Origin of the sequence: Micromonospora sp. DT62 (assembly GCF_049847285.1) — a bacterium.
In the GTDB taxonomy this organism is placed as follows: domain Bacteria; phylum Actinomycetota; class Actinomycetes; order Mycobacteriales; family Micromonosporaceae; genus Micromonospora; species Micromonospora reichwaldensis.
Window position 1 is genome coordinate 109,558 of the sequence record NZ_JBNCOB010000001.1, and the last position, 11,850, is coordinate 121,407.

At 73.1% G+C, this 11,850-nt stretch carries 9 protein-coding genes; 2 read left to right on the top strand and 7 right to left on the bottom strand.

The window, feature by feature from the left end; genetic code table 11:
* Nucleotides 1-116 precede the first annotated feature (116 nt).
* Complete coding sequence (locus ACPXCB_RS00480; RefSeq protein WP_425871147.1) at nucleotides 117-1,874, bottom strand: CDP-glycerol glycerophosphotransferase family protein; 1,758 nt, start codon at nucleotides 1,872-1,874, stop codon at nucleotides 117-119.
* A gap of 491 nt (nucleotides 1,875-2,365) precedes the next feature.
* Here ACPXCB_RS00480 and ACPXCB_RS00485 point away from each other — a divergent pair, with 491 nt between their 5' ends.
* Nucleotides 2,366-4,450 (top strand): DUF6541 family protein, encoded by a 2,085-nt coding sequence (locus tag ACPXCB_RS00485; protein ID WP_425871149.1) that lies wholly within the window; start codon nucleotides 2,366-2,368, stop codon nucleotides 4,448-4,450.
* A 75-nt stretch (nucleotides 4,451-4,525) separates the two neighbouring features.
* Here the strand turns inward: ACPXCB_RS00485 and ACPXCB_RS00490 are convergent, their stop codons facing one another.
* Both ACPXCB_RS00490 and ACPXCB_RS00495 read right to left on the bottom strand, forming a co-directional pair.
* Nucleotides 4,526-5,491: a Gfo/Idh/MocA family protein gene (locus tag ACPXCB_RS00490; RefSeq protein ID WP_311412821.1), complete on the bottom strand. Its 966-nt coding sequence runs from the start codon at nucleotides 5,489-5,491 to the stop codon at nucleotides 4,526-4,528.
* Nucleotides 5,488-6,588 (bottom strand): DegT/DnrJ/EryC1/StrS family aminotransferase, encoded by a 1,101-nt coding sequence (locus ACPXCB_RS00495; protein WP_425871151.1) that lies wholly within the window; start codon nucleotides 6,586-6,588, stop codon nucleotides 5,488-5,490. The genes ACPXCB_RS00490 and ACPXCB_RS00495 overlap by 4 nt, the downstream gene beginning before the upstream one ends.
* A 205-nt stretch (nucleotides 6,589-6,793) precedes the next feature.
* On the opposite strand from ACPXCB_RS00495, the gene ACPXCB_RS00500 reads away from it, so the two are divergent.
* Nucleotides 6,794-7,936, top strand: coding sequence for a lysylphosphatidylglycerol synthase transmembrane domain-containing protein (locus tag ACPXCB_RS00500; RefSeq protein ID WP_425871153.1), 1,143 nt, complete (start codon nucleotides 6,794-6,796; stop codon nucleotides 7,934-7,936).
* Between the two features lie 89 nt (nucleotides 7,937-8,025).
* Here the strand turns inward: ACPXCB_RS00500 and ACPXCB_RS00505 are convergent, their stop codons facing one another.
* From ACPXCB_RS00505 to ACPXCB_RS00520, 4 genes are read right to left on the bottom strand one after another with little or no spacing between them, the layout of a single operon-like run.
* Nucleotides 8,026-9,213 (bottom strand): glycosyltransferase family 4 protein, encoded by a 1,188-nt coding sequence (locus ACPXCB_RS00505; RefSeq protein ID WP_425871155.1) that lies wholly within the window; start codon nucleotides 9,211-9,213, stop codon nucleotides 8,026-8,028.
* A gap of 13 nt (nucleotides 9,214-9,226) precedes the next feature.
* Nucleotides 9,227-9,694: an acyltransferase gene (locus ACPXCB_RS00510; protein WP_311412817.1), complete on the bottom strand. Its 468-nt coding sequence runs from the start codon at nucleotides 9,692-9,694 to the stop codon at nucleotides 9,227-9,229.
* Nucleotides 9,691-10,623: an NAD-dependent epimerase/dehydratase family protein gene (locus ACPXCB_RS00515; RefSeq protein ID WP_132235770.1), complete on the bottom strand. Its 933-nt coding sequence runs from the start codon at nucleotides 10,621-10,623 to the stop codon at nucleotides 9,691-9,693. The genes ACPXCB_RS00510 and ACPXCB_RS00515 overlap by 4 nt, the downstream gene beginning before the upstream one ends.
* Nucleotides 10,624-10,649: 26 nt before the next feature.
* Nucleotides 10,650-11,789, bottom strand: a complete 1,140-nt coding sequence (locus ACPXCB_RS00520; protein WP_311412816.1) for a DegT/DnrJ/EryC1/StrS family aminotransferase — start codon at nucleotides 11,787-11,789, stop codon at nucleotides 10,650-10,652.
* Nucleotides 11,790-11,850: the final 61 nt, after the last annotated feature.

The following is an 11,850-nucleotide window of genomic DNA, read 5'->3' on the forward strand; positions in this document are numbered from 1 at the left end:
GGGGGCCGGCCCCCCCCCGCCGGCCGCGCGGGGCGTCCTGTGGGGCGCCGGGGGGGGGGGGGGGGGCCCCCCCCCCCCCCGCCGTCGTCGTCGTCCGGCGCTCCGCGAGCAGGGCCTCAGCGGCAGAGCCGCCCGATCTCCTCCCGGAACCGCTCCATCGGGTTCTCCTCGGCCGGGCCGAGCAGATAGGTCTTCAGCTCCCGCCGGGCCTCGGTCATCGGGTCGTCGCCGGCCCGGGTCACCGTCACGATCTTCTCCAGCTCCCCGCAGTCCCGGGAGAGCAGGTACGCGCCCCGCGAGGTCGGGTACTCCTGACGGAACTCGTCCTCCGGCAGGCCGCTCGGGTTGGCGACCACGTACGGCCGCTGGCTCTGCACGAAGTCCGAGACCACACTGGACACGTCGCTGATCAGCAGGTCGGTCTGGTTGAAGCAGTCGAACAGGGCCGGCGTCCGGCCGGTGACCACGAGGTGCCGCGTACCGTCCAGCGAACTGGCGTCCGGGTCGCCGCCGGCGGCGCGGACCCGCTCCACGATCCGCTCGTGCACCGCCCGTGCCTCCTTGGCACGCGAGCCGGTCAGCGGGTGCGGCTTGTAGATCAGCCGGACGCCGGGAGTGCTGGCCAGCAGGCCCCGCACGATCCGCTCGCCCATCAGCACCAGCGAGGTGTGGTACGGGTCGTCGTCCAGCCACCCCTCCCAGGTCGGGGCGTACAACACGGTGAACGGCCGGTCGACCGACTCCGCGCCGAAGGTGTGCACCCCGGCGAGCTGCGGGCGTCCGACCTCGACGATGTCGGAGTCGAGTACGCCCACCCCGGCGCGGGCGTACCGTTCACGGCCGGCGAGACCGGCGACCCACACCTCGTCGTACACCTTGCTGTACGGGTTGACGCTGGCCTGCTTGTCGCTGTCGCCGTGCCCGACGAAGACGTGCTTGACGCCCGGCTCGCGGAGCATGTGGATGTTCGCCCCGACGTTCGCCGCGTAGAGCGCCGCCCGCACGCTGCCCAGCTCCAGGTTCATGAAGTCGACCCCGGCCGGTACGCAGATCACCGGCAGCCGGGTGTCGGCGAGTTCGAGGAACGCGTCCTTGCTGCGCAGCAGCACCACCGCGCGCTGGTCGAGCGCCTCGATCGGGGCGAGCCACATGTTGGCCTGGTAGACGTCCTTCGCCGGGCCGGCGAAGTAGAGGGCCACCTCCGGGCGGTGGCTGTCCAGCCAGCGCTGCACGGCCGGCAGCAGCGGGCCCTGCCCCATCCCCCGCCCCCGCAGCCAGGTCAGCGCGACGAGCCCGCCGACCAGCGCGGCGGCGAGCACCGCCACCACCCCGGCCCCGAACACCGGCGCGGGATTGTCGAGCACCGCCGCGAACACCGCGGCCGGCGCCAGCACCACGTTCACCAGGGCCAGCCGGTCGCCCGCGAGCCAGGACGCCCACTCGGGCGGGCGGGGCGCCCCGCGCATGGGGCCGAGTTCGATGTTGCGGACCAGCGCCGACTGGGGGTTGCGCCGGTCGATCATCGTGGCGAAGGCGCCAGCGAAGACCGAGATCAGCCACACCGCGGAGGGCAGCAGCAGGAACAGGCTGAGGTCCGCCGCGTCGGGGCGGACCGTCGCCACCACCAGCAGGACGACCGCGAGGTCGCGGGTGAGCTGGCGGTAGTCGCCGCGCAGCCCGACCTTCTCCAGCAGCACGTGCGTGGCGGGCGACCAGCGGGCGAGCGCGTACTCGCCGGCGAGGGCGGCGAGCCCGGCGACGGAGAAGACGCCGACCCAGCCGTACAGGCCGGCGGCGAGCATCACCAGGTAGGCCACCAACAGCAGCGCGCCGCGAGCGGCAACTCCCGTCGGTCCCATCAACTTGCCGAACAAGGACCAGCTCCCTAGAGGTCGACGACTGGCTCACCGGCTGTCGCCGGCGCCGTGACGGCACGAGTTCCCCGCTGCGGCGGCCGTCGGCACCCGGACACCAGCGGTGCGCCCCGGGTCGCGACGGGGACGGTCTGTGGACGCGCTCGACCGGCCCGTCCCTCGTCGTCACCGACCGGCGGCGGCACCGGCGCCCGCGGCCTGCCCGCCACCACGCCGGTGTGACCTTAACGCGAAGGAACGCACCGGTATCGCTCGGGTACCGGCACACCGGGACGATTCCCTACGACTGGGCCGCAGCCGGGACGGGACGATCGCGACGAAAGCGACGTAGCCGACGGGGTCCGCGATGGCGGGCTCGCCTGCGCGGGGCGGGTAGGTCACGTTCCTATACTGGTCCGGCCGCTCGCCACCCGGCCGGCGCAGCCACGCCGGAGGCCCCGCACGCGATTCGTCGCGGGGACCTGCGTGTTCCGCTGGAAAGGATCCACGGTTTGACGACCCTGATCGCGTTCGCCGTCGCCGTCGTGCCCGGCGCGCTGCTCGGATTCGCGCTCCCTCCCGGCCGTTACCGGTGGGCGACCTGGGCCGCCGCCCCGGCCCTGACCCTGGGCCTGGTCACCCTCGCCATGACCTGGCTGCCCCAGCTCGGGCTCCCCGACGATCCGCTGGCGGTGCTGGCCGCCGAGGTCCTCCTCGCCGGCCTCGCGGTGCTCGCCTCCCGCCTGGTGAGCCGCGGCCTGGTCGAGCGGAGGGCGACCGCCGGCGACACCGACACCGACCGGCACGCCGACGCCTCCCGCACCGACGCGCCGACCGGGTGGCGGGCCCGGGCGGGTCGGCTGCGGCTGCCCGCGGTTCGGCCCGGACGCGCGGACGTGATCGGCATCGCGGTGCCCGCCGCGATCAGCGTCGCCTTCGGCTGGCTGATGCTGGGCCGGCTCATCGCCCCGCCCGGCTGGGACGCCATGAACCACGGCTTCCTCACCCGGCGGATCATGGACACCGACAGCGTGCTGATCTCCTCGGCCTGCACCACGGGCGCGACCGAGCCGGCGCTGTCCTGCTCCTTCTACCCGCTCGCGGCCAACGTGGCGTGGGCGCAGGCGGCGGAGCTCTCCGGCGGACGGATCAGCACCGTGATGAGCGCCTGGTCGATCCTCGTCGGGCCGCTCGCGCTGGTCGCCGCCGTCTACGCCTGCGTCCGGGCGCTCGGCGGTCGGCCTGTGGTCGCGGCCAGCGCCGCCGCCGCGCCGGCCGTGCTCGGTCCGATGTGGATGTCGGTGATCACGGGCCGGATCACCGAGCAGACCGCCCCCTGCATGGCCGGGGCGATCGCGCTGCTGATCGCGCTCTCCGCGCGCGGCGCCCACCCGGTCCGGCTGGGCCTGCTCGCCGGCCTCTGCGGCGCCGGAATCGTCATGACCCACACCTACGACGTGCTGTTCATCGCGGTCCTCGCCGTCGGCATGCTGCTGGCCCTTCGCGGGCGCTGGGTGCTGCGCCGGGTCGCCGCGGCGGCCGGGGCGATGCTGCTGGCCGGCCTGGTGCCGCTGGTCCCGCTGCTCGGCGTGCTGGCCGGCGCCAACGGCGAACGGCTGTCCAACCCGCCGGCCCTGCTCGGCCGGTACGACGAGGCGTTCGAGTACTGGGTGAGCGACCCGCAGCGGTACGTCCTGTTCGCCTACCCGGGGGTCGGCGGCGCCGACTTCCAGCTCGGCGAACCGACCATCCGGATCGCCCTCTGGCTGGTCATCCCCTGCCTGCTGCTCTCGGTGCTCTGCCTCGTGCTGCCCCGGCTGCGCTGGGCGCGACCCTGGTTCGCGGCCGGCGTGATCTGGACCGCGATCGGAGTCTGGACCACCGCCTCCGACTCGACCGCCGCGATGACGCTCTCCAGCCTCTGGTACGGCGTCCGGGAACGCGTCCGCTCCATGATCTTCCCGGTGTACGGGGTGCTGGCGGTGGCCGGGGCGGTGGTGCTGGGGATCGCGGTGCAGTGGCTGCTGGCCCGCGTCGCCCGGCGTGCCGAGGCGCTGCGCGGCTCCGACGTGCCCACCGCCGTCGCCGCGGCGGCGCTGGTCGTGGTGCTGCTCGGCCTCGCCGCCGTGCCGGCGAGCTGGCAGCCGCTGCGCGGCGCGCTGAAGGGCCGGGCCCCGGTCGGCGAGTCGTACGTGCGCGCGTACGAGTGGCTGGCGGAAAACACGCCGCGGGGCGGCACGGTCGCCTACGACCGGCACCACGAGTTCATCAGCTGGTCGTACGCCGACTACGAGGTGCCGATGCTGTTCGGCATCCCGCCGCTGCCCGGCCTGCCGACGGAGAACTACGACCGGCGCTGGGACGCCTGGAACTGGCTGGTCGACAACGCCGACGCCCGGCCGGCCGGCTGTGAGGTGCGCCGGTTCAACATCTCCTACGTGGTCGTCGGGACGCGGAACATGCCCGGCGCCTGGGATAAGCACTACGAGCGCAAGCGGCTGGAGGCCAGCGACCGCCTCGAGCTGACCCAGAAGTTCGGTCGGATCAGGATCTACCAGGTCACCGACGCCGGCCGGAGCTGCGCCGAAGGCGGCTGAGCCGGCGCGGGACCGGACCGGTCGACGGAAAAGGGCGGGGCGACCGTGGTCGCCCCGCCCTTTTGTCGGTGTGCGTCAGCGCCCGTTGTCGGCGAAGAGCCGGCCGACCACCCGGTGCGCGGGCAGGATCCGCTGCCGCTCCGCGTCCGCGTCGGCGGTGCCGGCGACGATGTCGACGAAGTGGTCGAGCTGGGCGGCGAGCGGCTCCCGGTTGGTGAGCAGCTCGGGCACCTCGATGATGGTCTGCTGCCGGTAGCCGCGCCCGTCCGGGGTGGCCGCGTCCGAGGAGACGTGCCGGTAGATGGTGACGTGCTTGCGGATCAGGTCCGCCTCGACCAGCCGGTCGACCTCGCTGATCACCAGCGTGCGGACCTTACGCTGCCCGATCCGGCTGGCCGAGACGTTGGCCAGCCCGCCGCTGCCGAAGCTGAGCACGGTCTCCGCCACGTCCTCGGCCTCGGTGAGCGAGTCCGGGTGGAAGTGCCCGAAGGTCCCCCGTACCGCCGCCGGCTCCTCCCCGCCGAACGCCTGGATGGCCAGGTCGACGTCGTGGATGAGCAGGTCCCAGGCGACCCCGGTGCGGATCCGCGGCGCGTACGGCGAGTGCCGGGTGGCCGTCAGGTGCACGGGGCGGTCGACCAGGGCCAGTGCGGTCAGCACCGCCGGGTTGAAGCGCTCCAGCAGCCCGCACAGCAGCGGCACGCCACGCTTCTCGGAGACCGCGACGATCTCCTCGGTCTCGGCGAGGCTGCCGCAGACCGGCTTCTCGATCAGCAGCGGCTTCTCCGCGGCGAGCACCTGCCCGGCGAGGCCGTGGTGGAACTCGGTCGGCGCGGCGATCACCACGGCGTCGACGTCGGAGAGGTCGTCGGCGTCCGGGGCCCAGCCGGCGCCGTACCGCTCGGCGATCTGCTGGCCGACGGAACGCCGGGGCTCGATCACCCGGGCCAGCTCGGCCCGGTCGGACTGGGCGATCACGCGGGCGTGCAGGGAGCCCATCACCCCGGTGCCGACCAGGGCGAAACGCAGCTTGGCGGTCACGCGCCCACCGCCGCCCGGACAGCCTCGACCACCTGGTCGAGGTCACTGTCGCTGAGGTGGTGGTGCACCGGCAGCGAGACGCACCGCCGTACGACGTCCTCGGCCACCGGCGCCGGGTCGGCGACGACGCGGGGGTGGTCCCGGTAGCAGTCGTAGTCGTAGACCGTCTTCGGGTAGTAGATGCCGCAGCCCACCCCGCGCTCGGTCAGCCGGGCGATCACCTCGTCCCGGCCCACCGGGGCCTCGTCGGTGACCAGCACGGTGTACTGGTGCCAGACGTGCGAGCGGCCCGGCAGCTCGGCCGGCAGGCGCAGCCCCGGGACGTCGGCCAGGCCGGCGGAGAGCCGGGCGGCGTTGTCCTTGCGGCGCTTGACGTTCTCGCCGTACGCGGCGATCTGCGGGATTCCGAGCGCGGCCTGCAGGTCGGTGAGCCGGTAGTTGTGCCCGGCCACCTCGTACTGGTAGCGCTGCCGCATGCCCTGGTTGCGCAGCACGCGCAGGCGGTCGGCGAGGCCCGCGTCGTTGGTGGTGATCATGCCGCCCTCACCGGTGGTGAGGTTCTTCGTGGCGTACAGGGAGAAGGTGCCGAGCCCGAAGCTGCCTGCGCCGCGGCCGGAGATCGTCGCGCCCAGGGACTGCGCGGTGTCCTCGACGAGGCCGAGGCCGTGCCGCTCGGCCAACGGGGCGATGGCGTCCATGTCGGCGGGCTGGCCGTACAGGTGGACCGGCATCAGCACCCGGGTGCGCGGGCCGACGGCGGTGGCGAGCGCCTGCGGGTCGACGCAGAAGTCGTCCTCGCGGATGTCCGCGAACCGGGCCGTCGCGCCGGCCTCCAGGATCGCGTTCAGCGTCGCGACGAAGGTGAAGGGGCTGGTGACGACCTCGTCGCCCGGCTGGAGGTCGAGCACCTGGAGCGCGGCCACGAGCGCCGTCGTGCCGTTGTTGACGGCCACCGCGTGTTCGACGCCGACCAGATCGGCGAACTCGCGCTCCAGACGGGCCACCATCGGTCCCTGCGCGATGACGCCCGAACGGATCACCTCGACCGCCAACCGTTCGGCCGCCTCGTCCAGCTTGACGACGGAAATCGGGATCACAGGAGCTCTCCTTGGGGTTTGGGGCAGCGTTGCAGACCGTAGCAGCGCGGGAGTTGCGAGGCACATCTGGACCGTCGCGGCGAGAGCCGGCGCACGCCGGGCACGCCGCTCCGGCGGGTTCGTGGTAACCGCCCCGCTGCGCTAGTCTCGGCGAATTGTGCAGGCGACCCCGACGGGGTCCGGGCGACGCAAAGGCAGGACGGCCGTGGCAGAGACCGCGACGCAGGTCGAGACGGGGGCCGCACCGGCCGAGAACGCCGGTGCGGCGAAGGGACCGTCCCGATGGCTCTCGCTGGGCGTACGCGTCGTGGTGATCGTGGCGATCGCGGCGGGCATGACCTGGAGCGTGGTGAGCCAGTGGCCGGACGTCCGGCAGACCTGGCTCGACCTCGCGTGGCCCTCGGTGGTGCTCGCCGTGCTGGCGGTGCTCGCCGGGATGTTCGCGAACTCGATGGCGTGGCGGGCCGCCGCGGCGGACCTGGAACACCGGGTGTCGGTCCCCGCCGCCCTGCGGATCTGCATGGTCGGGCAGCTCGGCAAGTACATCCCGGGCAGCGTGTGGGCGTACGTCCTGCAGATGGAGCTGGGCCGGCGGGCCGGCCTGCCGCGCGCGCGGGCCTTCCTGGCCACGCTGGTCGCGTTGGGCCTCGGCGTGGTCGCCGCGCTCGGCGTGGGCCTGCTCAGCCTCCCCTCGCTGCTGGACGCGACCGCCGAGACCGGGGCCGAGTACGCCGAGCCGGTGCGGGTCGCGCTCTACATCGTCGCCGTGCTCTTCCCGATCGCCCTGATCTGCGCGATCCCCGCCGTGCTCACCCGGCTGATCCAGCTCGTGCTCAAGGTGCTGCGCCGGCCGCCGCTGCAGCACCGGCTGACGCTGCCCGGCGTGGCGCGCGTGGTCGGCTGGAGCGCCCTCGGCTACACCCTGTTCGGCGTGCACCTGTGGCTGCTGGCCAACGCCCAGGCCGCCCCCGGCCTCAGCGGCCTGCTGCGCAGCATCGGCTCGTTCGCCATCGCGATGACCGTCGGGATGTTCGCGTTCCTCTCCCCCTCCGGCCTCGGTGTGCGGGAGGCCGTGCTGGTGGCCACCATGGCGCCCTTCCTCGCGGACGCCGGCGGCCTCGGTGCGGCGACGGGGATCGCGCTGGCCTCACGGCTGATCTTCACGGTGGCGGACCTGCTCGCCGCCGGCATCGCCGCCCTGTCGGGGGTGCGTCAGCTGCGCCGTCCGGGCGGGGCGCCCGACGTCGAGGCGACGCACGGGGAGCCCGCGGCGCCGGCCACCGCCGAGCAGCTGCCCGCCCCGGGTCCGGCCGCCGAGCCCTCCCCCGCGCCGGCGCGCACCCGCTGAGGCCGCCGCCCGCCCGGGATCCGCAGCACGTCAGACGCCGGTGCCCCCGACCAGTCCTGGTCGGGGGCACCGGCGTCTTCGGCGTACGGTCAGCGGCGGCGGGCGGCCGCCATCTCGGTGAGCACCTCCAGGTGCCGGTGCAGCACCCGGTCGAGGCTGAACCGCTCCCGGATCAGCGCCTGGCCGTTGACCCCGATCTGCTTGGCCAGGGCCGGGTCGGTCAGCGCGGCGATCAGCCGCTCGGCCAGGCCCCGGACGTCGCCCGGGTGGCAGAGCAGCACGTTCTCGCCGTCGCGCAGCGAGATGCCGGGGAAGTTGTCGGCCCGCGCCGGCGCCACCACGGGCACCCCCGCGGCCATCGCCTCCAGGGTCGCCGTGCCGAGGCCGAGCCCCTGCTCGTGCGACTCCACCGTCGCGGCGGCCAGGTAGTCGGGGATCTCGTTCTTGGGCACCTTGCCCGCCGTGACGACGGCGTGCTCGACGCCGAGCGCGCGGGCCCGCTCGGCGAAGAGCCCGTAGTAGATCTGGCCGCAGACGAGCAGCTTCGCGTCCGGCACCCGGGCCAGCACCTCGGGCAGCGCCTCGACCAGGGCCACCCGGTCGCGCAGCGGGATCACGTGCCCGACGGAGAGGATCACCGGCGAGGTGCCCAGGTCGTGCCGCTCGCGGACCCGCTGGCCGTTGCCGCCGAGCACCCAGGCCGGGTCGACCCCGACCGGGATCGGCACCAGGCCGGAGTGCGCGCCCCGGTAGCGGGACTCGATGTACTCCTGCATGAGCACGTCCATCACCACCAGCCGCGGCTTCGACCGCCACATGAACGGCTTGACCATGGTGGCGTCCAGCCCGCGGAACACCTTCGCGTAGCGGGCCTGCGGGTTCTCCAGCCGGGTGTGGATGGAGAGCAGCGCCGGCACGCCGCGCTTGCGCGCGTAGAGGGCGGTCGCCCAGGTCAGGTCGAAGAACTGGCCGTGCTGGTGGATCACGTCCGGCCGGAACTCGTCGAGCAGCTTGCGAACCCGCCGCAGCAGCGTGGGCCGGCTGGTGAAGGAGATGTCGAAGCTCACGGCCAGCCGGGTCTGCGGCAGCATCCACGCCGGCAGCCGGACGATCCGGAGGCCGTCGCGCTCCTCGACCTCCGGGGCGTCCTGGTAGGCGGCCGTGAGCACCAGCACGTCGTGCCCCTCGGCGGCGTAGCCCTTGGCGAGCGACTCGGACAGGTGCGAGCTTCCGCCCGCACGCGGCGGGAAGAAGTTGTTGACGACTGCGATACGCACGGGAGGGGTGCTCCTAGCTCTCCGCTACAGGGACGAACCGGACATCGCCGCCGTCCAACTCGACTGTGGAGACCACCTGGGCGGGGACCCCCGTCACGACCGCCCCCGGTGGCACGTCTCTGGTGACCACGGCCCCCGCGCCGACGACCGCGCCGTCGCCGATGGTCACGCCCATCATCACGGTCGCGTTCGCCCCGATGAACACCCGGTCGCCGATCACCACGGGTGCCCGGTCCACCGAAGCATAGGCACGCCCCGACACGCAACGCCGCGCGGTGGAGTGGGTGTAGATCTGCGCGCCGCAGCTGATGTCGCAGCCGGCTCCGATGGTCAGCCCGCCGGAGCCGTCGATGACGGTGAACGCGCCGATCCACGTCCCGGCGCCGATCACGGGCTCGCCGATGACCCAGGCGTGCGGGTTGTACGGGTTCGCCGGGAGCCCGTGCGACGACGGACCCCCGGCGGACGAGGGCTGGGTCACGCGACCTCGGTCTTGATGAGGTCGGTCATCCCGTCCTCGACGGCGATGGTCGACTCCCAGCCGAGCACCTCGCGGGCCCGGGTGACGTCGGCGGCGCGCCGGCTGACCAGCACCTCGCGCGGGTTGAACTGCGGCTGCACGTCCACGCCGACGGCCTTGATCAGGATCTCGGCGAGGGTGGCGATCGAGGTGTCGATGCCGGTGCCGATGTTGACCGGCACGTTGCCCTGCTCGGCCTCCATCGCGGCGACCACGGAGCGGGCGATGTCGTGCACGTGGATGAAGTCCATCGACTGCTCGCCCTTGCCGTCGATGACCGGCGGCTCGCCGTTCTTCAACCGCTTCACGAAGTGGTTGATCACGGAGGTGTAGTAGGCGGTCGGCTTCTGGCCCGGGCCGTAGACGTTGAAGAACCGCAGCGCGATCCAGTTGAGGCCCTTGCTGCGCTGGTAGAAGCCGAGCAGGTCCTCGCCGGCCCGCTTGGAGATGCAGTACGGGGTGAGCGGGTCGAGCCGGTCGTCCTCGTGCATCGGCAGCTTCTGCGGGTCGCCGTAGACCGAGGCCGACGACGCGAAGACCAGCCGCTTGACGCCGTGCTCGGCAGCGGCGGCGAAGACGTTGTGGTTGCCGACCATGTTGATGTCGATCGACTCGTGCGGGTCGGCCTGGCTCTTGTTGATCGAGACGGCGGCGAGGTGGATCACGTAGTCGCAGCCCTTCATGGCCGCGTGCACGGCGCCGCCGTAGCGGACGTCCTGGTCGATCAGCTCGACGTCACCGGTCGCCACCAGCTCCGCGACGCGGTCCCGGTCACCGCGGAACATGTTGTCGAAGATGCGGACGCGGTAACCCTTCTCCAACAGCATCGGTACCACGTGCAGGCCGATGAAACCCGCGCCTCCGGTGATGAAGACGGTCTGCTTCGACATGGCGGAGCGTGTCCTTCCTGGGGGGATCAGCGGCTGGTGGCCGCGGTGGTGACGACGTCGATCAGCGCGGCCGCGACGGTCTCGACCTGGACGTCGGTGAGGTTGGCGTGCATCGGGATGGCCAGGTGCCGGGCGAACAGGTCCGCCGAGACCGGGCAGGGCGTGGTCTGGCCGTAGAGCGGCTGGACGTGCGAGGCGTACGTGCCGAAGGTGCACTGCACGCCGCGCTGCCGCAGCGCCAGCGCCACCGCGCCCCGGTCGACCGAGGGGGCGAGCGTGACGACGTACGACTGCCAGGGGTGCTCGCGGTCGGGTGCCTCGTACGGGGTGGTGATCAGCTCGTGGTCCTTGAGCAGCTCACCGTAGCGGGCGGCGGTGCGGCGCTTGGCGGCCAGCAGCTCCGGCAGCCGGTCGAGCTGGGCGATCATGATCGCCGCGGAGATGTCGGAGAGCCGGTAGTTGTAGCCCAGCTCGGTGAAGGTCGGGATCGGCAGGTGCGACAGCTCGGCGCGGGTGAGCGCCCCCTCCACCCCGTACGTGTGCAGCTTGCGGGCGTGCGCGGCGAGGTCCTCGCGGTCGGTGACGTAGGCGCCGCCCTCGCCGGCGGTGATGCCCTTGCGGCCGTGGAAGCTGAAGGTGGCGACGTCGGCCAGGCTGCCGGCGGGCCGGCCCTTGTAGGTGGCGCCGGCGGAGCAGGCGGCGTCCTCGATCAGGAACAGCCCGTGCCGGTCGGCGATGGCACGCAGCTCGTCGTAGTCCGCCGGCTGCCCGAACGCGTCGACGGCGATGATGCCGACGGTGCGCGGAGTGACGGCGGCCTCGACGGCGGCCGGGTCGACCGTCCAGGTGTCCGGCCGCACGTCGGCGAAGACCGGCTTGGCGCCGGTCCACATCACCGAGTGCCCCGTGGCCGGGAAGGTGTAGTCGCCGACGATCACCTCGTCGCCCGGCTTGACACCCAGGGTGAGCAGCGCGAGGTGCAGGGCCGACCCGCAGTTGCTGGTGGCGAGCGCGTGACCGGTGCCGGTGACGGCGGCGAAGCGCTCCTCGAAACGACGACAGGTGGGCCCGGAACCAGCGAGCCAGCCGGAGGCGAAGACCTCGGCGATCGCGGACAGCTCCGCCTCGCCGACCGTGGGCTGACCGAGCGCGATGACCTCAGACATGAGACTCCCAGAGAGATGGACCCGGAGCAGTCTAGGCCAACCGGGCGGATCTTCCGCGACT